Here is a 19908-nt window from a genome sequence, read left to right on the forward strand (position 1 = left end):
TCGTGCCGCCCTTCGCGCGTCCAGCGTAGGCAGGATGCGGCACAAAGCGCGCGGGCCGCTTCGGCGTCCCGCCATCATAGCCGCCCGGCTCCGGCTTCGGCTCAATTCAGTCCCAAATCCGTCCCAACCCGCTTCCAGTCGTTCGCATGTTTACGCTTTCCGATTTCGATTTCGATCTGCCGCCCGAGCTGATCGCGCAAGTCGCGCTGCCCGAGCGCAGCGCAAGCCGTCTGCTCGACGTGGACGCCGCAGGCGCCGCCGATGGCGCCGCGCGCCTGATCGACCGCCGCTTCACCGAACTGCCCGAGTGCCTCGCGTCGGGCGATCTGCTCGTCTTCAACGATACCAAAGTGCTGAAGGCGCGCTTCTTCGGCCAGAAGTCAAGCGGCGGCAAGATCGAAGTGCTGGTCGAGCGCCTGACTGGCGAGCGCAGCGCGCTCGCGCAGATCCGGGCGAGCAAGAGCCCGCAGGCAGGCACGACGATCCGTCTCGCGGATGCGTTCGACGTCACCGTCGGCGAGCGCGTCGATCAGTTCTACACGCTGCATTTCCCCAACGACTGCCTGACGCTGATCGAGCAGTACGGCCGTCTGCCGCTGCCGCCGTACATCGAGCACGACCCCGACGCGACCGACGAAACCCGCTATCAAACCGTATTCGCGCAGAACCCGGGCGCGGTCGCCGCGCCGACCGCCGGCCTGCACTTCGACGACGCGCTGCTCGCGAGGCTCGACGCCCACGGCGTCGAACGCGCAACGCTGACGCTGCACGTCGGCGCGGGCACGTTCCAGCCGGTGCGGGTCGAAAAAATCGCCGAGCACAAGATGCACAGCGAGTGGTATCACCTGCCGCAATCGCTCGCGGACAAGATCGCCGCGACGAAAGCGCGCGGCAACCGCGTGATCGCGGTCGGCACGACGTCGATGCGCGCGCTCGAAGCCGCCGCGCGCGACGCCGAAGCGGCCGGCCATCCGCTCGCCGCGGCGAGCGCGGAAACCGACATCTTCATCACGCCGGGCTACCGGTTCCGCGTGGTCGACCGGCTGGTCACGAACTTCCATTTGCCGAAATCTACGCTGCTGATGCTGGTGTCGGCGTTCGCGGGCGTCGAGACGATTCGCGCCGCGTACCGTCATGCGATCGACGAGCGCTATCGCTTTTTCAGCTACGGTGACGCGATGCTGCTCACGCGGCGCGATGCATGAGCCGGTTCGAGCACTGCTTCAGCGTATTGGCAGTTTTCCTGGCCGCCGCGATCCCTCGTGGCGGTTTTTCATTGATTGCGCCGGACTGTTTTCCGGTAGCACCGGAGTGATCCCCATGACCCTCGGTCATCCCTCGCAACAACCTGCCCACGAGCGCCCCGAGAACGGCCTCAAATTCGAACTGCTCGGCACCGACGGTCAGGCGCGCCGCGGCCGCGTCACGCTCAATCACGGCGTGGTGGAGACGCCGATCTTCATGCCGGTCGGCACCTATGGCACCGTGAAGGCGGTGCAGCCGCGCGAGCTCGACGAAATGCACGCGCAGATCATCCTCGGCAACACGTTTCACCTTTGGCTGCGACCCGGCCTCGAAACCATCGAGGCGCACGGCGGCCTGCACGGCTTCATGGGCTGGAAGAAGCCGATCCTGACCGACTCGGGCGGCTTTCAGGTGTTCTCACTCGGCGATCTGCGCAAGATCACCGAGGACGGCGTCACATTCGCATCGCCGATCAACGGCGACCGGCTGTTCCTGTCGCCGGAAGTGTCGATGCAGATCCAGAAGGTGCTGAACTCGGATATCGTGATGCAGTTCGACGAATGCACGCCGTACGCGACCAACAACATCCCGACCTCGCACAAGGAAGCCGCCGAATCGATGCGCATGTCGATGCGCTGGGCGCAACGCTCGATCGACGAATTCCAGTGCCTCGGCAATCCGAATGCACTGTTCGGCATCGTGCAGGGCGGCATGTTCGAGGATCTGCGCGACGAGTCGCTCGCCGGCCTCGCGGAGAAGAACTTCCACGGCCTCGCGATCGGCGGTCTGTCAGTCGGCGAGCCGAAGGAAGACATGATGCGGATCCTGAACCACATCGGCCCGAAGCTGCCGGCCGACAAGCCGCACTACCTGATGGGCGTCGGCACGCCGGAAGACCTGGTGGCCGGCGTCGCGGCCGGCGTCGACATGTTCGACTGCGTGATGCCCACGCGCAACGCGCGCAACGGCTGGCTCTTCACGCGTTTCGGCGACATCAAGATCCGCAACGCGACGCACAAAAACTCGCTGCGCCCGCTCGACGATCAATGCGGCTGCTACACCTGCCGCAACTTCACGCGCGGCTATCTGCACCACCTGCATCGCGTCGGCGAAATTCTCGGCGCGCAGTTGAACACGATCCACAACCTGCATTACTACTTGGAACTGATGCAGGAAATGCGCGATGCGATCGAGGCGAAACTGTTCGACGCGTTCCGCAAGCGCTTCCACGAAGATCGCGCGCGCGGCGTCGAACCGTCGTCCTGACGGCGCGATAGCTTACAATTTACTTTCGCCCCGGGGCTGAATTTGCCCCGAATCGGACCTTTAAACGGTTGATCCCAAAGCCGATTCGCCGCGCCGGCGCGCGTGTGGCCGGTGGTAGAATAACCGGCTGATTTTTTTGATCGTTTGACTGATAACGGAGAGACCAACGTGTCGTTCATTTCCAATGCCTTCGCGCAAGGCGCAGCAGCAGGTGGTATCGAATCGAACCTGATGAGCTTCCTGCCGCTGATCCTGATGTTCGGCGTGCTGTACTTCATCATGATTCGCCCGCAAATGAAGCGTCAGAAGGAACATCGCAATATGCTCGCAGCGATGGCCAGGGGCGACGAAGTCGTGACGAACGGCGGCATCGTCGGCAAGGTGACGAAGGTGGGCGAAGCCTACGTCGGCATCGAAATCTCGGAAGGCACGGAAATCACCGTGCAAAAGGCGTCGGTCACGACAATTCTCCCGAAGGGCACGATCAAGTCGCTGTAAGGCCTGCACTCCCCGCGTCCGGTGCGGCCTCGCCGGCGGTTCAGGCACTTCGCTGAACGGCCCGCGCTCATCGCCGGACGCATTGCATCCAAGCCAACCTTCCCGTTGGACCACTCATGAATCGCTACCCCCTCTGGAAATACGCCGTGATGCTGGTGGCTCTGGTCATCGGCCTCGTGTACACGCTGCCCAATCTGTACGGCGAAGCGCCGGCGGTGCAGGTGTCGAGCGGCAAGGCCACGGTCAGGCTCGACGCCACCACGCTAGCGTCGGTCGAAGCCGCGCTCGCGGGCAATCAGATCAAGCCGACCGCAATCACGTTCGACAACTCGCAGAACAACGCGAACATCCGGGTGCGCCTGACGGACACGGACACGCAGTTGCGCGTGAAAGACCTGCTGCAGAAGTCGCTCAATAGCGACCCGAACGATCCGCAGTACGTCGTCGCACTGAACCTGCAAAGCGCGTCGCCGACCTGGATGACCGCGCTGCACGCGCTGCCGATGTACCTCGGTCTCGACCTGCGCGGCGGTGTGCACTTCCTGCTGCAGGTCGACATGGCCGGCGCGCTGAACAAGAAGCTCGATTCGGACGCCTCGGACGTGCGCACGCTGCTGCGCGACAACAACGTGCGCGACGGCGGCGTGAATCGCGTGAACCAGTCGGTGGTAGTGAATCTGGCCGATCAGGCCACGGCGGACGCGGCGCTCAAGCTGCTCGGCCGCAGCGTCAGCGAATTGCAGTGGGCGTCTCAGCCGAACACCGGCGCGGACGGCGGCGTGCAGCTCGTCGGCACCTTCACGCCGGCCGTGCAGCGCGCGGTGCAGGACGCCGCGCTCAAGCAGAACATCACGACGCTGCATAACCGCGTGAACGAACTCGGCGTGGCCGAGCCGGTGATCCAGCAACAGGGCACGGACCGCATCGTGGTCGAGCTGCCGGGCGTGCAGGACACCGCGAAGGCGAAGGACATCATCGGCCGCACGGCGACGCTCGAAGCGCGCCTCGCCGATCCGGTCAACACGCATCCGAACCCGAACGACCCGGTGCCGCCGGGCGATGAACTCTTCACTCAAGGCAACCAGACGCCGGTGCTGCTGCGCAAGCAGGTGATCTTCACCGGCGACCGCATCATCGACGCATCGGCGGGCTTCGACGAGCATCAGCGTCCGTCGGTCAACATCCGTCTCGATTCGGCAGGCGGCCGCGCGGTGCGCGCAGTGTCGCGCGACAACATCGGCAAACCGATGGCGATGGTGCTGTTCGAACGCGGCAAGGGCGAAGTGCTGACAGTCGCGACCATTCAGTCGGAACTGGGCGACCGCTTCCAGATCACCGGCCAGCCGACCCCGCAAGCGGCCGCCGACCTCGCGCTGCTGCTGCGCGCCGGTTCGCTCGCCGCGCCGATGGAAATCATCGAGGAACGCACGATCGGCCCGAGCCTCGGCGCCGACAACATCAAGAAGGGCTTCCACTCGGTCGTGTGGGGCTTCGCGGCGATCGCCGTGTTCATGATCGCGTACTACATGCTGTTCGGCGTGATCTCGACGATCGGCCTGTCCGTGAACCTGTTGCTGCTGGTCGCGGTGCTGTCGATGCTGCAGGCCACGCTCACGCTGCCGGGTATCGCCGCTATCGCGCTCGCGCTCGGTATGGCGATCGACTCGAACGTGCTGATCAACGAGCGCGTGCGCGAGGAACTGCGCCACGGCGCGCCGCCGCAACTGGCCATCCAGAACGGCTACGCGCATGCATGGGCGACGATTCTCGACTCGAACGTGACCACGCTGATCGCCGGCCTCGCGCTGCTCGCTTTCGGCTCCGGTCCGGTGCGCGGCTTCGCGATCGTCCACTGTATCGGCATACTGACGTCGATGTTCTCGGCGGTGTTCTTCTCGCGCGGCCTGGTCAACTTCTGGTACGGCGGCAAGAAGAAGCTGAAGTCGCTGTCCATCGGCCAGGTGTGGCGTCCGCAAGCGGCGGCCGCCGGATCGGCTGCGTACGCCGGCGGCAACAGCCTCGGCAGCAGCGACGCCGCGACCGACACCGCGCAGGCCATCGCCACGGCGAAGGCAAGCTCGAAGGCAAGCTCGAAGGCACCGGCCGCGGCCGGCTCGCAGGGTCGCGCGAAGCCGTCCGTGCGCCGCCGCAATGCGCCGGGCACACCGACGTCGAATAACTCGACGCCGCAGAAACCGGGTTCATCCCGCTGAGTCCCGGAGAACAAGACCATGGAATTTTTCCGTTTCCGTAAAGACATTCCGTTCATGCAGCGCGCGTTGATCTTCAACGCGATCTCGCTGATCACCTTCCTCGCCGCCGTGTTTTTCCTCGTGCATCGCGGGCTGCATCTGTCGGTGGAATTCACCGGCGGCACCGTAATCGAGGTGCAGTATCCGGGCGCGGTGCCGCTCGACCCGGTGCGTAACACGCTCGGCAAGCTCGGCTATGCCGACGCGCAGGTGCAGAACTTCGGCTCCTCGCGCGACGTGCTGATCCGTCTGCCGCTGAAGACGGGCTACACGTCCGCGCAGCAGAGCGAGCAGGTGATGGGCGCGCTGAAAGCCGACACGCCGGAAGTGCAGTTGCAGCGCGTCGAGTTCGTCGGTCCGCAGGTCGGCAAGGAGCTCGCCACCGACGGTCTGCTCGCGCTCGCCTGCGTGGTGGCAGGCATCGTGATCTACCTGTCGTTCCGCTTCGAATGGAAGTACGCGGTCGCCGGCGTGATCGCCAACCTGCACGACGTCGTCATCATTCTCGGCTTCTTCGCGTTCTTCCAGTGGGAGTTCTCGCTCTCGGTGCTGGCCGCGGTGCTCGCGGTGCTCGGCTATTCGGTCAACGAGTCGGTCGTTATCTTCGACCGGATTCGCGAAACCTTCCGCCGCGAACGCAAGATGACCGTGATCGAAGTGATCAACCACGCAATCACCAGCACGATGTCGCGAACCGTCATCACGCACGGCTGTACACAGATGATGGTGCTGTCGATGTTCCTGTTCGGCGGCCCGACGCTGCACTACTTCGCGCTCGCGCTGACGGTCGGTATTCTGTTCGGTATCTACTCGTCGGTGTTCGTCGCCGCGGCTCTTGCCATGTGGTTCGGCGTCAAGCGCGAAGACCTGATCAAGGACAAGAAGGAACGCGTCGATCCGGACGATCCGAACGCGGGCGCGCAGGTTTGACGCGCGCGTAACCGCTGAGGATTGCGCGAACAAAAAAAGGCCGGTTCTGTCGAACCGGCCTTTTGCGTTTACGTACGCGGTCGTTACCGCGTCATTCCTAGCGGAACCCCAGCTTGCGCCGCGCGCCGATCAGCGCCGCGATGCTCAGCAGCGCGGCAAACATCACGTAGTAGCTCGGCGCTGCCTTCGAACCGGTCGCGCTGATCAGCCACGCGATGATGAACGGCCCGAAGCCGCCGAAGATCGTCACCGCGATGTTATACGCGAGCGACATGCCGGTCGTGCGCGTCTGCACCGGGAATATCTCCGACAGCAGTCCCGGCGTCGCGCCAAAGTAGCCGCTGACGAGAAAACCGAACACGATCTGCCACACGATCAGCGTGCCGAAGCTCGGATGCGCGATCAGGAGCGCGAACGCCGGATAGACGAGCACGAACAGCAGCACGGCCGCCCCCAGCATGATGCGTGTGCGTCCATGCAGGTCCGACCAATGCCCGGCCACCGGCGAGAACACCATCTGGATCAGACCCGTCACCGCGATCGCCGAGAACGCGACCGACGGCGCGAGCCCCAGTTGCCGCACGCCATAGGTCGGCATGAACAGCATCAGATACGCGGACACGGTCCCGAGGATCACCACGCCCATCGCGATCACGAGCCGCAGCTTCTGCGTCGCGAACGTATCGCGCAGCGGCGTCTGCGTCGTTTCGGCGGCGAGGAATTCGGGCGTCTCGTCGAGCCTGGTGCGGATGTATAACGCAACGGGCCCGATCAGCAGACCGAAGAAGAACGGCACCCGCCAGCCCCACGATGCCATCTGTTCCGGCGACAGCTGGCCGGTCAGCAACGCGCCGAAACCGGCCGCGAGCAGCGTCGTCAGGCCTTGGCTCGCCATCTGCCAGCTCGCGTAGAAGCCGCGCCGGCCCGGCACGTGCTCGGCGAGAAACGCAGTCGCGCTGCCGAATTCGCCGCCGGCCGAGAAGCCTTGGATCAGCCGCGCGAGCACGAGGATCAGCGGCGCGGCGAGACCGATGCTCTGGTAGGTCGGCAAAATCGCGATGATCAGCGTGCCGCTCATCATCAGCAGGATGGAAAGCGTGAGCGCCGCCTTGCGCCCGGCGCGGTCCGAGTACGCGCCGATCACGATCGCGCCGAGCGGCCGCATGAAGAATGACACGCCGAACGTGCCGAGCGTGAGCAGCAGCGATACGGTCTCGTTGCCGGCCGGAAAAAACAGCTTGGAGATGGTCACGGCGAAAAAGCCGTACACCACGAGGTCGAACCATTCGAGCGCGTTGCCGATCGAGGCGGCCACCACCGCGCGCCACGAATTTTGCCGGCTTCCCGCGACGCTTGCTGCTGTCGTTGCATTCATCCAGATCTCCTGTACTGCGCGAAATATTTATCGACACGAACGCATAACGTCCGCCCAGGCCATCCCGGCAACGCGCAGCACCGGCATGACTGTTTGCGCTCTATTTAACTGAAAAAATAAAAGTGTTGCGAGCGACAAATGGCCGATGCGCGCCACCATGGCCGAGGCGTTCGCTACGGGCGACAAAAAACCGCTTCGTCGGTGAACGACCGAAGCGGTTTTCGTATTGCGGCGCAGCGCGGATCGAATCGCAACAGCGGCCCGCGCGCGGCGCCGGCCGCGAAGCTGCCGGCGCGCCTACTGCTGCTTGATACCTTCCGACTGGATATGCAGGCGCGTCTGCATGCTGAAGCCGTACTTCGCGCCGAACTCCATGCCGTAATCGGCGCGATTGAATTCGGTGCTCGCCTCGACGCCGCATACTTCGCGCTTGAGGACCGGGTGCTGCATGCACTTGAACGAATCGATCTTCAGATTCACCGGCTTCGTGATGCCGCGAATCGTCAGCGCGCCGATCACCTCGACGGGCTTGTCGCCGTCGAACTTGATCTCAGTGCCCTTGTAGGTCACGGTCGGATACTTCTCGACGTCGAAGAACTCGGCGGCCCTCAGGTGATCGTCGAGCTTCGGGTTACCGGTCTGCACCGAAGCGGGATCGACGGTGACGTCGATGGTGCCGGTTTTGGCCGCGCGATCGAGCGTCACCGTTCCCGTGGTCTTCGTGAATTTGCCGCGCCAGATCGACAGACCGCCAAAGTGGTCGGCCTCGAAGCTCGGAAACGTATGCATCGGATCAAGCAGATAGGTATCGGCGGCGAAGGCGCCGAGCGACAGCGACGAAGCCAGCGCGCCAACAGCGATCAACATGGACGTTTTCAATTCGTGCTCCTGTTTTGCGTTGAAAATCGCGGTGCAACCTGCGATGGGAAAGCGGCCGCGCCCCACGTGGCCCGGCGGACCTCGCGATCGCCGTGCGCGTTACGTGCGCGCGGCGACGATATGAAACTTGATCACCACCTCGTCGGCGACGACCGATGTGTCCTTCCATTCGCCGGTGCCGATGTCGAATTGCGAGCGCTTGATCGGCAGCGCGCCGTCGAAAGTCTGCATCGCGCCCTGCTGGCCGACCGTGACCGGCACCACGACCGTCTCCGACTTGCCCTTGATGGTCAGCTTACCGGTCACCTTGAACTGGTTGCCGCCGGCCGGCGCGATCGCGCTCGACACGAACGTCGCGCTCGGAAAGGTCTTCGCGTCGAACCATTCCTTGCCGCGCACCTGCTCGTTGTAGCTCTCGTCGCCGAGATCGTAGCTGGCGACATCGATGTTGAGCTGCGCGCTGCCGGCCGTCGGTTTGGCCGGATCGAAGCTGACCTGCGCCGTGAACTTGTTGAACTTGCCTTCGACCGGCACGTTCATCTGCTTCGAGGTGGCCGTCACCGAACTCTTCGCGACGTCGACCTGCGCGAGCGCCGCGCCCGCGGCGCTCAGCGACGCCGCCGCGAACGCGGCCAGCATGTAGCGATAAAACGAAACCTTCATGGTTGTCCTTATTTGAGGAAAGGGAGCATGCGCGACAGCAGGCCGTCGCGATCGAGCCATTGATGCTTGAGCGCCGCCGCGGTGTGTAGCGCGACCAGCACGAGCAACGTGTAATTCAACGCGATGTGCACGTTCTTCAGCACTTCCTTCAGGTGCGGATCGGGCGCGATGATTCGCGGCAGCGGAATCAGCCCGAGGTAGACGACCGGCACGTTCGCCGCCGAGCTATACAGATAGCCGGACACGGGAATCACGATCATCAGCACGTACAGCAACAGATGTGTGACATGCGCGGCGCCACGCTGCCAGGTGGGCATGCGGCGCGGCATCGGCGGCGCGGCGTGGGTCGCGCGCCACAGCACGCGCACGATCGCGAGCGCGAACACGGTCACGCCGATCCATTTGTGCCACGAGAAATAGCGCAGCTTAGTGGGCGTGAAGCCCGGGATGTCGGTCATCACCCAGCCGAGCGCAAAGCCGCAGACGATCAGCAGAGCGATCAGCCAGTGAAAAGCGATGGCGGTCCGCGTGTACGACTCCCGGGTACCGAACGATGGATTGAGTGTCATGACAGTTCAACGCAGGCTGTTAGAAGTTAACGGCGCGCCGCGGCCAGCTATTCCGCGATCACCGCCGCGCATCGGCGCTGCGCGCGCGGCCGATGCGGCGGATATCATCGCCGCGCAAGGCCGCCGGGCATGCCACGGGCGCCATGCTACCCCAAGCGCGAGAAGCTGGCTGGAGCGCGTCGGCGGAACCGGCCCGAATTTTGCGGCGCAATGGCCCCAAGGCGTCGCGCCACCGCCCTTGCGTTGAACGATTCGGGGACGGAAAGCCCCGAAGCGACGCAATTTCAGGCCCGGACCAGCGCGCGGCGGGGACGGCGCCACGCCCCGCGCCGCGCGCGGCTCGCCTCGGTCGCGAGGCCGCGTTTGGTACTATTGCTGCTCACCGCCGCCCGACCCCTCGTAATGAGCAAGCCTTGCACGCCGCCATTACCTCGTTAGCCCATCTGCCGCATGGAACATGACAACCTGATCGCGTGCCATGAATGCGATACGCTGTTCCGCAAGCCACGGCTTGTCGGGCGCGTCGCCGCGCGTTGTCCGCGCTGCGGCGCGTCGCTCTACCGCGGCGTCTCGCGCAAGCTCGACGCGATCTGTGCACTGACACTCGCCGCGCTGATCACGTTCGTGATCGCGCAGGGCTTTCCGATCGTCGAACTCGAAACCAACGGCATCACGTCACAGACTACGCTGTTCGGCGCGCTCGTCGCGCTGTGGGGCGAGGACATGGAGATCGTCGCCGTGATGGTGTTCTGCTCGACGATCCTCTTTCCGTTCACCGAACTCGTCGCGCTGCTGTACGTGCTGGTGCCGCTACGCGCCGGCTACGTGCCCGCGCACTTCAATCGCGTGCTGCGCGCGATCCAGTTCGTGCGGCCGTGGGGCATGATCGAAGTGTTCATGCTCGGCGTGCTGATCACGATCGTGAAGATGGTGAGCCTCGCGCGCGTGATTCCCGAGGCGGCGCTGTTCGCGTTCGGCGCGCTGACGCTGATGTTCGCGGTCGTCGTCACATTCGATCCGCGCGTGCTGTGGGATGTCGCCGACGAGATCGACGCGAGCGGCGATCGGCCGTTGCCGCGCACGTCGGCCGACAGCGCGGCGGTCGCGGTCGGCTCGCTCGCCGGTCCGCCGGCGCCGTCCGCGCTCGCGGGCTCGACCAGCGGCAACGCTGGTGGCCCAACCAACAGCACGGCGGAGGGCACCCAGCCAGGCTTGCCGCCCACGCCGCGCGAAGGATGAGCCCGCGATGAAATACGTCACCGCGAAACGCGCGGGCCTGCTGTCCTGCCATTCGTGCGGGCGCGTCGAACCGCGCATCCGCTCGGTCACGCCGCAGCACTGCGGCCGCTGCGGCGCGCATCTGCACTCGCGCAACCCCGACAGCCTGATGCGCACATGGGCACTGCTGATCGCCGCGGCGCTGCTGTATATTCCGGCGAACCTGCTGCCGGTGATGCACACGTCGTCGCTGCTCGGCTCCGAGGACGACACCATCATGAGCGGCGTCGTCTATTTCTGGACCTCCGGCGACTGGCCGCTCGCGATGATCGTGTTCATCGCCAGCATCCTGGTGCCGATGCTGAAGCTCTCGGTGCTCGTGCTGCTCACCGTCACCGCGCAGCGCCGCTCGCGCTGGCGTCCGCAACAGCGCACGACGCTGTACCGGATGGTCGAGCGGATCGGCCGCTGGTCGATGCTCGACGTGTTCGTCGTCACGCTCACCGTGGCGCTCGTGCGTTTCAAATCGCTGGCCGAGATCACTGCCGGGCCGGGCGCGATCGCGTTCGGCTCGGTCGTGATCCTGACGATGCTGGCCTCCATGCAATTCGATCCACGACTCATCTGGGACCCCGTGGAAAGCAGTACCCCAACACCTCAGGATCTCGACCATGACTAGCCCGCAAGGACCGACGCCCGCTTCCGATGACGCGCCGCGCAACGATTCGAACGGACCCAGACTGCCGCCCCAACTGCCCGACCCCGACATCGAACCACGCAGCCGCTGGCTGCCGTCGCTCGTCTGGGTGATTCCGCTGATCGCCGCGCTGATCGGCATCGCGCTCGTGATCAGGTCGGTTACCGAGCGCGGCCCCGTGATCACGATCAGCTTCATCAGCGCGGAAGGGCTCGAGCCGGGCAAGACCAAGGTCAAGTACAAGGACGTCGATGTCGGTGCGGTGAAGACAATCACGCTGTCGCCGGATCTGTCGCACGTGCTCGTGCAGGTGCAGCTCACCAAGGAAGGCGGAAAGTTCGCGGTCAAGGACTCACGCTTCTGGGTGGTGCGTCCGCGCATCGGCGCGAGCGGCGTTTCGGGTCTGACGACGCTGCTGTCCGGCTCGTACATCGGCGCCGACGCGGGCCGTTCGTCCGATAGCGAGAGCAACTTCGTCGGCCTCGAAACGCCCCCGCCCATCACCGGCGACCAGAAAGGCCATCAGTACACGCTGCACGGCGATTCGCTCGGTTCGATCGACATCGGCTCGCCGATCTTCTATCGGCGCGTACAGGTCGGCCAGGTGGTCGGCTTTTCGCTCGACAAGAGCGGCACCGGCGTGACGATGCAGGTGTTCGTGTCGGCGCCGTTCGACCAGTACGTCGGCACCAACACGCGCTGGTGGCATGCGAGCGGCGTCGATCTGCGGCTCGATTCGAGCGGCTTCAAGCTGAACACGCAGTCGCTCGCCACGGTGATCGTCGGCGGTCTGTCTTTCCAGTCGCCGCCCGGCCAGAACATGGGCCCGCAGGCGCCGAACAACCAGACCTTCCGCCTCGGCTCGGACGAAGCGGACGCCATGCGCGAACCGGACGGCGTGCCCTTGCGCGTCGTGATGAACTTCAACCAGTCGCTGCGCGGGCTGTCGATCGGCGCGCCGGTCGATTTCCGCGGCATCGTGCTCGGCCAGGTGACCAATATCGGCATCGACTACGATCCGAAGACGCAGAGCTTCACGATGCCGGTCACGATGAACCTGTACCCGGACCGCCTCGGCAAGCGCTTCCGCGAGAGCTCGCCGCAGCCGGGCACGCTCGCCGGCGAGAACCTGCTGCAGGAACTCGTCAGGCACGGCCTGCGCGGCCAGTTGCGCACCGGCAACCTGATCACGAGCCAGCTGTACGTGGCGCTCGATATCTTCCCGAAAGCGCCGCCGGCCAAGGTCGACGTGACGACCGATCCGCTCGAGCTGCCGACCATTCCGAACACGCTCGACGAACTGCAACTGCAGGTCGCCGACATCGCGAAGAAGCTCGACAAGGTGCCGTTCGACCAGATCGGCGCGAATCTGAACACCGCGCTGAAGAACGCCGACCAGCTGTTCTCGCGTCTCGACAAGGAAGTCGTGCCGCAGGCGCGCGACACGCTGACGGCCGCGAAGCAGACCTTCAGTTCGGCCCAGGCGACCTTGCAGCAGGATTCGCCGATGCAGTCCGACGTTCATCAGGCGTTGCAGGAACTGACGCGCACGTTGCAGTCGCTGAACGCGCTGTCGGACTACCTCGAGCGTCATCCCGAATCGCTGTTGCGCGGTAAATCAGGAGATAAACCATGATGTCTGCCCGGCTCCCCCGTCCGCCGCGCGCGCTCGTGCGCGGTGCCGTACGCGGCGTCGCGTATGGCACCGCGCTGGCTGCGGCTCTCGCCATCGCGGCGTGCTCGTCGCCGTCGAGCCGTTTCTATACGCTGGGTGGCGCGGATAGCGCAAGCACCGCTGCGAATGGCGCGGCGCCGGCCGTTGCGCGCACGAGCGCCGCGCCTGCCTGGCTGATCGAAGTCGCGCCGGTCAACGTGCCGCCGCAGGTGGCGAGAAATCAGCTGGTCGTGCAGACGGGGCCGACTCAGGTGCAGTTGCTCGAACAGGAGCGTTGGGCGTCGCTGCCCGGCGATGAAATCCGCCGCGCGTTGTCGACGAATCTGACGCAGCAGCTCGGCACCATCGATACGTTCGGCACCGCGCACCCCGACGACGCGGCCGTCTACCGGATCGCCATGAACGTGCAGCGCTTCGAGTCGTGGCCCGGCTCGCATGCGTTGATCGATGCGGTGTGGAGCGTGCGAGCCGTGCGCAGCAATGCGGTGATGACGTGTCGCAGCGTGGTCAGCGAGACGGTTGGCGGCGGGTACGACGCGCTCGTCGATGGACATCGGCGCGCGCTCGCGGAAGTGTCGACACAGATCGCGATGGGCGTGCGCGCGATGGCGGCAACGGCCGTCGCTTCCACGAACACGACGGGCCGGCCTTCGTCTCCGGCCAGACCGGCCGCGGCGCCGGCCGTGCCGCCCTGTCCTTCGGCGGGAACGGCCGCGGGAGCCGGCGCCTGACAGTCCCGGCTGGCGCGGCGAGCTCAACGGTGTCCGGATGCCGGCGGGCGTCGCCGGCCAAAGCGGGACGCGAGGCGAGATGACGCGACGACAGACGACGACAGCCCGGCGCGCCAATCGCGCCGGCCCGCCGATCTCGACCGCGTACAATAGCGCCTTATCCAACGCCTTGCGGCAACCTCAATGTCCTTCGATTTCTTCCTTCCTTGCCCGCGCGGGCTCGAAGTTCCGCTCGCGGCCGAACTCGCCGAAATTGCCGCCAAACATCTGAACGGCGCCGCCTTCACGGACGGCGCCCAGGTACCGGGCGGCGTGCATTTTCGCGGCGGCTGGGCCGCCGGCATGGCAGCCAATCTGCACTCGCGTCTCGCGAGCCGCGTGCTGCTGAAAATCGCGCAGCGGCCCTATCGCAGCGAGCAGGACATCTACGCGCTCGCGCTCGAGCAGCGCTGGGAACAGTGGTTCTCCGCGCACGATACGCTGCGCGTCGACGTTACCGCGATCAAGTCGCCGCTGCGCAGTCTCGAGTTCACGACGCTGCGCGTGAAGGACGCGATCTGCGATCGTCTGCGCGAAAAAAGCGGCGCGCGGCCGAGCATCGACACCGCGATGCCCGACGTGCGCGTGTTCGCGTTCCTGACCGCGACCGACTGCACGCTGTACCTCGACACTTCCGGCGATCCGCTGTTCAAGCGCGGCTGGCGTCTCGACAAGGGCGCGGCGCCGCTGCGCGAAAACCTCGCGGCTGGGATTCTGCGTCTGACTGGCTGGCAGGCCGACACGCCGCTCTACGATCCGATGTGCGGCAGCGGCACGTTCCTCGCGGAAGCGGCGCAGGTCGCGTTGAACATCGCGCCGGGCGTCGAACGGCGCTTCGGCTTCGAGAAGCTCAAGCAGTTCGACGCGCGGAGCTGGCAAGCGCTGAAGGGCGCCGCGCTCGAAGCGAAAGACGCGGCGCGCGGCTCGCGCGGCGCGGATCTGCAGATTTTCGGCAGCGACATCTCCGGCGACATGCTCGAAAAAGCGCGCGCGAACTTCGAGCGCGCCGGCTTGCCGCCCATTTCGCTCAAGCAGCTCGATGCGCGCGACATGACGCCGCCTAGCTCGGCGCCGGGCATCCTCGTCGCGAATCCGCCGTATGGCGAGCGGATCGAAGTGCGCGGCCGCAATGCGCGCGGCGAGCTTCGCGAAGGCCGCGGCAATCGCGACGACGACGGCTTCCGCCGCATTCAGGAAGAAGCGCCGGACAGCGAGTTTTTCCAGTTGCTCGGCAATGCGTTGAAGCAGCGCTTTGCCGGATGGCATGCGTTCATCCTGACGTCGGATCGCAAGCTTCCGGGGCAACTGCGGCTGCGAGAATCGACGAAGACGCCGCTCTTCAACGGCGCGCTCGAATGCCGGCTGTTCCGCTTCGATCTGATCGCGGGCAGCGTGCGGCAGCGTCCGCAGGGCGATACGCCGGCGGCTTGAGGCTGTTTCTAGCGGGGCGGCGCGCTGTCGTCGCCCTGTCGTCATCGCGTCGCTCGAAAAGCAGGCCACGCGCATGAGCGATGTGGTCGGCGTGTTTCAGTTGCTGGTGGGGTGAAGCGGGCGCGTCTTCGCACCCTACTGCCACCACGCTGTCAGCAGCACCCCCGCACACTCCTTCTCACGCCATCCGGCGCTTGAACGGCCTACTGCCAACCGAAGGAGAGTGTCATGTCCGCATTGCCCAAAGTCGTTGCCTGGTTCGAAATCCCGTCCGTCGATTTCGATCGCGCGGTGCGCTTTTACGAAGCCGCGCTCGACGCCCCGTTGAATCGACAGGAGATCGGCGGCCAGCCGATCGCCGTGTTCAGCTACGAGGAGCCCGCGAGCGGCGGCGCGGTCGTCCATAGTCCGTCGATGACACCCGGCGCCGACGGCGTCACCGTCTACCTGAACGCGCTGCCCACCGTCGACGCGGCGCTTGCGCGCATCGAACGGGCGGGCGGCAAGACTGACGGCCCGGTGATCAAGCTGCCGCAGGACATCGGCTATATCGCGTTCTTCACCGATACCGAAGGCAACCGCGTCGGCCTGCATTCGCGCACCAACGGCTAAGCGCGCCTGAAGCCGCCGCGCCCCAACCGAAGGCCGCCATGCGGCGCTATCATCGCGGGACCGTCCCCCTCCTCCTCTACCCGACGCCCACGATGACGCGCCGCGCCGACCGCCTGTTCCAGATCGCCGAACTGCTGCGCGGCCGGCGCCTGACCACCGCTCAGCAACTGGCCGACTGGCTGAACATCTCGCCGCGCACGGTCTATCGCGACGTGCGCGATCTGCAATTGTCAGGGGTGCCGATCGAAGGCGAAGCGGGTATCGGTTATCGGCTGTCGCGCTCGGCGAGTCTGCCGCCGCTCACCTTCACCGCCGACGAACTCGCCGCGCTCGCCGCCGGCGCGCGCATGCTCGAATCATGGGGTGGCGCGGGCTTCGCGAGCGGCGCGCGGGGCGCGCTGGCCAAAATCGCATCGGCGATGCCCGCCGACAAGCGCGCGACACTCGAACGGCTCGCGATCTTCGCGCCGTCGTTTCACATCAAGGGTGATTTTTCGACGCAGCTCGACACGCTGCATCGCGCGATCGATGCGCGCCAGGTGGTGCGCTTCGCGTACACCGACGCGAACGGCGCCGACACCGAGCGCCGCGTCTGGCCGCTCGCGCTCGCGTACTGGGGCGCGCGCTGGACGCTCGGCGCATGGTGCGAGCTGCGTGCTGATTTCCGCAACTTCGGACTGGAGAAGATGCGCGATCTCGAAGTGCTCGAGACGTATCCGGATCAGGAAGGCAGGCGGCTCGCGGATCTGCTGCGGCACGTAAACGCTAGGCCGAAAATATGAAAAGGATCGCGGCGCGACGCACCGCGATCTCAGGGACTGTTTACCGCTAACGAGCTACTCGACCGACTTCACCATATCCTCGATCACCTTCTTCGCGTCGCCGAACACCATCATCGTCTTGTCCATGTAGATGCGTTGATGGTCATTGGGTCAAGCTCCCTATGAAAGCCCGCCGCATCAGGCTTACGGCCGGGGTGCCTGGCGATTCAGGCGGTTATCGCAGGTAAAACGCATTCCGGTAAGTCCAGTTACCGGCATTGACCCGACGCGAAATTTTTCGCGTCCGCGAAAAATCACGCGGCCTGCCAAGGGTTCACAAGGGAGACGCCCGTTGCTACGAAATCAGCGACATTTCGCGTCACCACGGTCATACCATGAACGATCGCCGTAGCGGCGATAAGCGCATCACGCTCCGAGCGCCGATCCGGTACATGCAAGCGTGCGCAGCGTAAGGCAACGCCCGTATCGACAGGCAGCACGCGATCCGCAAATTCAGTTAAGACGTGCTCATCGAGCCATGCGCGCAGCAACGCGCCTTGGCTCGGGTCGCTGCGCTCCTTCAGCAAAACGCCCGTTGCCAGCTCCATGATCGTGATTGCAGAGACAAAGAGCGCCGAAGCATCGACGCTCTTTGCCCAGGCGACGAGGTTGGCATCCGCCCTGCGCCCCTTACGGAGTTCTGAAACGACATTCGTATCGATAACAAACATCAGAGTTCAGCCGGCCGGATAGATATATCCACGCGCGGCGGATCGAATTCAATGTCAGCAACCTCGGGCATGGCCAAGGCGTCCACGATGTTGCGACGCTGTCGGGCGAGAAGCCAGTATTCCTCGATGCTCAGCAAAACATGAGCGGGCCTGCCGCGATCGGTGATGAATACAGGGCCGTCTTTGGTAGCCTTTTTCGCCCGGGTCACGTCTTGATTGAGTTCCCTGCTGGATAAGGTCGTAATCGTCATATTCACTCCGCCACTTAATGTAGTAACGTTACTACATATCAGGAGCGTAGGCAAGTCACTATGTTGTGAGTTCCGAAAGAGAAATTTTTCGCGTCCGAGAAAATCCGCGAAAACGAGGCGGGCAGCGTCCTCGCTCGCTACTCGCTCTCTTTCCGGCGAGCGAGTATCTCGGCTAACTGGTTCTCCAGTTGGTGTCGAAGGCGGCGCAGCCCATCCAATTTGGTCGTCTGCTCCGAATAAAACCTGAAAAGCGCTGGAGGGTCGTCGGCCTCCGAAAGCGTCGCGTCACTGGCTTCTTTGGCCGTCGAAAATTCAGGGCCCAGCGTCATAGCATTTTCCACGCGGGTAATTTCTTTGGTTACAGCCACGAGGTTGGCCTTTACTCGAGCCATTTCATACTTGGTCGCCGCGATCGAGGGATTCATGTTCTTTAGGCTGCGCCAGATGCGATGTGCCCCAGCTGAATAATCTTCCTGGATCGGGACCGCTTCGAGGAATTCGGCCAGGTCGCGGGCTTCGACAGTGGCGACACGCTGATCGCGAACCGTTGCAGCTTCTTCGATGGACTCCTCGCTAAGCTCCGGGCTCTCCGTTTTCTTAACATATGACAAAAAGCGCGGCACCGCATAAATCTGGAAGTCCTGTCCGGTCTCCGTTATCAGTTCTTGCCGCAGTGCCGGCAATGCGCAGATTTTCTTTCCTTCGACTTCAAGGACCCAATCCTCCTTCTGGTCGTCGCTCACAAAGACGATGGGGGATTTCTCTGTCTTGGCTAGGTTTATCACTTCCTTCCAGATGAGGGCATCGCCAACGCCACCATCGGGCTTTTTCGTGTCTTCCGTACCAGGCGGGATACCAGCCTTGATCCGTTCCAGCGCCCACTTGCGATACTTCGCCAGATCTTCCTCAGACGGGGAAGGCAGAATTTTTCCTTCGAGCAGTCGCGCCAACTCGTCCAACACGAAAATCTTCGTTAGCCAGCAGGTCGGGGTGCGTCTTTTGAAGTTCAGCCACTTCATCGATGAACGGCTGAAACGATACAGCGAGTCGCGCTCTCAGATGGTCGGCGTTCAATAGTCCATTTTTTCGATCGTGTTTCGAAATAGCTTTCTCGATGGTTTCTTTGGCGCTTTGCGCTGCGTTCAGCACCTCCCGATAGGCTCTCCGCTGTTCGCCAATGACGGTGACCCGGTTCCGAAAAAACTCCTCTGCTACCTGATAAGGCACGCGCACGCGATCGCCGACGGCCTGAATTTGCAGAAAGCAGCGCTACACGCGTTGACTCGGTGTACCGGTAGACGTTGAGCAATGCGTTGGTGTCGAATACTACGAGACCGGTTTCCCAAATTTTCTTGGCGTCATCTTCTGTGGGTTTGAAGTGACCCGGAAACTCTTTTTTCATAGTTGCTCTCTCGCGTCGGCTGGCGAGACGGCTGCGCCTCAATCATTGCCAGTATCTTACCCGGACGACCCCACGCAACGGACCTGCTCGCTCAGCAGTTCGCGGCGTAAAAGGGCCGATGCACCTCTCATGTCAAGACCGTCATTTGATACCGCTTGGGCTGGCAAACTTGGTTCCCTGTTTGCCGAAAACGCGAGCAGCGCGTTTTCGGCCCGACCTCCCATATCTTCGGGTACGCGAAAATCACTTCAGGAAACCGCATCAGCGATCGCCATCTCATTTTTCGCGTACGCGAAAAATCAAGCTTCGCCCCTCCTTCTCCGATGTCGGGGCACTCGCGGAGTGCCCCCAAATTTCCTGACTGGCCGTTGAACGCTTCGCGCAAGCTGATCCGCTGCCCTTCAGGCTGCAGAGAATTCGCCACGCGTACACCGACGCGAACGTAGCCGACACCGAGCGCCGCGTCTGGCCGCTCGCGCTCGCGTACTGGGGCGCGCGCTGGACGCTCGGCGCATGGTGCGAGCTGCGTGCTGATTTCCGCAACTTCGGACTGGAGAAGATGCGCGATCTCGAAGTGCTCGAGACGTATCCGGATCAGGAAGGCAGGCGGCTCGCGGATCTTCTGCGGCATCTGAACGCGAAGCCGAACAGATGAAAACGATCGCGGCAAAGGATCGCGGTGA

Annotated in this window: 20 protein-coding genes and 1 pseudogene; 13 read left to right on the plus strand and 8 right to left on the minus strand. The window is 64.1% G+C overall.

Annotation, left to right across the window (positions count from 1 at the left end; translation table 11 throughout):
• Positions 1 to 146: 146 nt before the first annotated feature.
• The 5 genes from queA (at position 147) to secF (ending at position 6191) form a co-directional block, all read left to right on the plus strand.
• Positions 147 to 1205, plus strand: a complete 1059-nt coding sequence (gene queA, locus OKW45_RS30100; protein WP_429472745.1) for a tRNA preQ1(34) S-adenosylmethionine ribosyltransferase-isomerase QueA — start codon at positions 147 to 149, stop codon at positions 1203 to 1205.
• Positions 1206 to 1320: 115 nt separating this feature from the next.
• Positions 1321 to 2511 carry a tRNA guanosine(34) transglycosylase Tgt gene (gene tgt / locus OKW45_RS30105; protein WP_429472746.1) on the plus strand — a complete coding sequence of 397 codons (1191 nt, stop codon included), beginning with the start codon at positions 1321 to 1323 and terminating at the stop codon, positions 2509 to 2511.
• Positions 2512 to 2679: 168 nt separating this feature from the next.
• Positions 2680 to 3009 (plus strand): preprotein translocase subunit YajC, encoded by a 330-nt coding sequence (gene yajC, locus OKW45_RS30110; protein WP_018419452.1) that lies wholly within the window; start codon positions 2680 to 2682, stop codon positions 3007 to 3009.
• Between the two features lie 116 nt (positions 3010 to 3125).
• Positions 3126 to 5222: a protein translocase subunit SecD gene (gene secD, locus OKW45_RS30115; protein ID WP_429472747.1), complete on the plus strand. Its 2097-nt coding sequence runs from the start codon at positions 3126 to 3128 to the stop codon at positions 5220 to 5222.
• Between the two features lie 18 nt (positions 5223 to 5240).
• The gene (secF, locus tag OKW45_RS30120; protein WP_018419450.1) at positions 5241 to 6191 is read left to right on the plus strand and encodes a protein translocase subunit SecF; all 951 of its coding nucleotides are present in this window, start codon (positions 5241 to 5243) and stop codon (positions 6189 to 6191) included.
• 97 nt (positions 6192 to 6288) lie between these two features.
• Here the strand turns inward: secF and OKW45_RS30125 are convergent, their stop codons facing one another.
• From OKW45_RS30125 to OKW45_RS30140, 4 genes are all read right to left on the minus strand, one after another.
• Positions 6289 to 7566 (minus strand): MFS transporter, encoded by a 1278-nt coding sequence (locus tag OKW45_RS30125; protein ID WP_429472748.1) that lies wholly within the window; start codon positions 7564 to 7566, stop codon positions 6289 to 6291.
• Positions 7567 to 7863: 297 nt separating this feature from the next.
• Positions 7864 to 8433, minus strand: coding sequence for a YceI family protein (locus OKW45_RS30130; protein WP_026225605.1), 570 nt, complete (start codon positions 8431 to 8433; stop codon positions 7864 to 7866).
• 111 nt (positions 8434 to 8544) lie between these two features.
• Positions 8545 to 9108, minus strand: a complete 564-nt coding sequence (locus OKW45_RS30135; protein WP_018419447.1) for a YceI family protein — start codon at positions 9106 to 9108, stop codon at positions 8545 to 8547.
• An 8-nt stretch (positions 9109 to 9116) separates the two neighbouring features.
• Complete coding sequence (locus OKW45_RS30140; protein ID WP_018419446.1) at positions 9117 to 9677, minus strand: cytochrome b; 561 nt, start codon at positions 9675 to 9677, stop codon at positions 9117 to 9119.
• 450 nt (positions 9678 to 10127) lie between these two features.
• On the opposite strand from OKW45_RS30140, the gene OKW45_RS30145 reads away from it, so the two are divergent.
• The 7 genes from OKW45_RS30145 (at position 10128) to OKW45_RS30175 (ending at position 16862) form a co-directional block, all read left to right on the plus strand.
• On the plus strand, positions 10128 to 10916 hold the full coding sequence (locus OKW45_RS30145) for a paraquat-inducible protein A (protein ID WP_429472749.1): 789 nt from the start codon (positions 10128 to 10130) through the stop codon (positions 10914 to 10916).
• Between the two features lie 7 nt (positions 10917 to 10923).
• Complete coding sequence (locus OKW45_RS30150; protein ID WP_184002362.1) at positions 10924 to 11574, plus strand: paraquat-inducible protein A; 651 nt, start codon at positions 10924 to 10926, stop codon at positions 11572 to 11574.
• Complete coding sequence (locus tag OKW45_RS30155) at positions 11567 to 13228, plus strand: PqiB family protein (RefSeq protein WP_429472750.1); 1662 nt, start codon at positions 11567 to 11569, stop codon at positions 13226 to 13228. The genes OKW45_RS30150 and OKW45_RS30155 overlap by 8 nt, the downstream gene beginning before the upstream one ends.
• Positions 13225 to 13998, plus strand: coding sequence for a PqiC family protein (locus OKW45_RS30160; protein ID WP_429472751.1), 774 nt, complete (start codon positions 13225 to 13227; stop codon positions 13996 to 13998). Before OKW45_RS30155 ends, OKW45_RS30160 begins: the two co-directional genes overlap by 4 nt.
• 183 nt (positions 13999 to 14181) lie before the next feature.
• Complete coding sequence (locus OKW45_RS30165; RefSeq protein WP_429472752.1) at positions 14182 to 15468, plus strand: THUMP domain-containing class I SAM-dependent RNA methyltransferase; 1287 nt, start codon at positions 14182 to 14184, stop codon at positions 15466 to 15468.
• A 228-nt stretch (positions 15469 to 15696) separates the two neighbouring features.
• Positions 15697 to 16080: a VOC family protein gene (locus OKW45_RS30170; RefSeq protein WP_018419440.1), complete on the plus strand. Its 384-nt coding sequence runs from the start codon at positions 15697 to 15699 to the stop codon at positions 16078 to 16080.
• A 38-nt stretch (positions 16081 to 16118) separates the two neighbouring features.
• A complete protein-coding gene (locus OKW45_RS30175; RefSeq protein WP_429472753.1) occupies positions 16119 to 16862 on the plus strand; it encodes a helix-turn-helix transcriptional regulator in 744 nt (247 codons plus the stop codon).
• A gap of 293 nt (positions 16863 to 17155) precedes the next feature.
• Here the strand turns inward: OKW45_RS30175 and OKW45_RS30180 are convergent, their stop codons facing one another.
• From OKW45_RS30180 to OKW45_RS30195, 4 genes are all read right to left on the minus strand, one after another.
• Positions 17156 to 17575 (minus strand): type II toxin-antitoxin system VapC family toxin, encoded by a 420-nt coding sequence (locus OKW45_RS30180; RefSeq protein ID WP_184003177.1) that lies wholly within the window; start codon positions 17573 to 17575, stop codon positions 17156 to 17158.
• Positions 17572 to 17823 (minus strand): type II toxin-antitoxin system prevent-host-death family antitoxin, encoded by a 252-nt coding sequence (locus OKW45_RS30185; RefSeq protein WP_184002374.1) that lies wholly within the window; start codon positions 17821 to 17823, stop codon positions 17572 to 17574. The genes OKW45_RS30180 and OKW45_RS30185 overlap by 4 nt, the downstream gene beginning before the upstream one ends.
• Positions 17824 to 17960: 137 nt before the next feature.
• A complete protein-coding gene (locus OKW45_RS30190) occupies positions 17961 to 18785 on the minus strand; it encodes a PIN-like domain-containing protein (RefSeq protein ID WP_429472754.1) in 825 nt (274 codons plus the stop codon).
• On the minus strand, positions 18730 to 19083 hold the full coding sequence (locus tag OKW45_RS30195; protein ID WP_429473390.1) for a PIN-like domain-containing protein: 354 nt from the start codon (positions 19081 to 19083) through the stop codon (positions 18730 to 18732). Before OKW45_RS30195 ends, OKW45_RS30190 begins: the two co-directional genes overlap by 56 nt.
• A 551-nt stretch (positions 19084 to 19634) precedes the next feature.
• Here OKW45_RS30195 and OKW45_RS30200 point away from each other — a divergent pair.
• Positions 19635 to 19880 (plus strand): annotated as a pseudogene (locus OKW45_RS30200) (helix-turn-helix transcriptional regulator); the annotation flags it as partial.
• Positions 19881 to 19908 lie beyond the last annotated feature (28 nt).

Source organism: Paraburkholderia lebeckiae, from assembly GCF_050436225.1.
GTDB lineage: Bacteria > Pseudomonadota > Gammaproteobacteria > Burkholderiales > Burkholderiaceae > Paraburkholderia > Paraburkholderia tuberum.

Excerpts from the sequence above, each read along its gene's own strand:
- OKW45_RS30155 (WP_429472750.1), top strand. The coding sequence starts at position 11,567 with ATGACTAGCCCGCAAGGACCGACGCCCGCTTCCGATGACGCGCCGCGC.
- OKW45_RS30145 (WP_429472749.1), top strand. The coding sequence starts at position 10,128 with ATGGAACATGACAACCTGATCGCGTGCCATGAATGCGATACGCTGTTC.
- OKW45_RS30135 (WP_018419447.1), bottom strand. The coding sequence starts at position 9,108 with ATGAAGGTTTCGTTTTATCGCTACATGCTGGCCGCGTTCGCGGCGGCG.
- OKW45_RS30185 (WP_184002374.1), bottom strand. The coding sequence starts at position 17,823 with ATGACGATTACGACCTTATCCAGCAGGGAACTCAATCAAGACGTGACC.
- tgt (WP_429472746.1), top strand. The coding sequence starts at position 1,321 with ATGACCCTCGGTCATCCCTCGCAACAACCTGCCCACGAGCGCCCCGAG.
- OKW45_RS30160 (WP_429472751.1), top strand. The coding sequence starts at position 13,225 with ATGATGTCTGCCCGGCTCCCCCGTCCGCCGCGCGCGCTCGTGCGCGGT.
- OKW45_RS30165 (WP_429472752.1), top strand. The coding sequence starts at position 14,182 with ATGTCCTTCGATTTCTTCCTTCCTTGCCCGCGCGGGCTCGAAGTTCCG.
- secD (WP_429472747.1), top strand. The coding sequence starts at position 3,126 with ATGAATCGCTACCCCCTCTGGAAATACGCCGTGATGCTGGTGGCTCTG.
- OKW45_RS30130 (WP_026225605.1), bottom strand. The coding sequence starts at position 8,433 with ATGTTGATCGCTGTTGGCGCGCTGGCTTCGTCGCTGTCGCTCGGCGCC.
- OKW45_RS30150 (WP_184002362.1), top strand. The coding sequence starts at position 10,924 with ATGAAATACGTCACCGCGAAACGCGCGGGCCTGCTGTCCTGCCATTCG.
- OKW45_RS30140 (WP_018419446.1), bottom strand. The coding sequence starts at position 9,677 with ATGACACTCAATCCATCGTTCGGTACCCGGGAGTCGTACACGCGGACC.
- queA (WP_429472745.1), top strand. The coding sequence starts at position 147 with ATGTTTACGCTTTCCGATTTCGATTTCGATCTGCCGCCCGAGCTGATC.
- OKW45_RS30125 (WP_429472748.1), bottom strand. The coding sequence starts at position 7,566 with ATGAATGCAACGACAGCAGCAAGCGTCGCGGGAAGCCGGCAAAATTCG.
- OKW45_RS30170 (WP_018419440.1), top strand. The coding sequence starts at position 15,697 with ATGTCCGCATTGCCCAAAGTCGTTGCCTGGTTCGAAATCCCGTCCGTC.
- OKW45_RS30175 (WP_429472753.1), top strand. The coding sequence starts at position 16,119 with ATGCGGCGCTATCATCGCGGGACCGTCCCCCTCCTCCTCTACCCGACG.
- secF (WP_018419450.1), top strand. The coding sequence starts at position 5,241 with ATGGAATTTTTCCGTTTCCGTAAAGACATTCCGTTCATGCAGCGCGCG.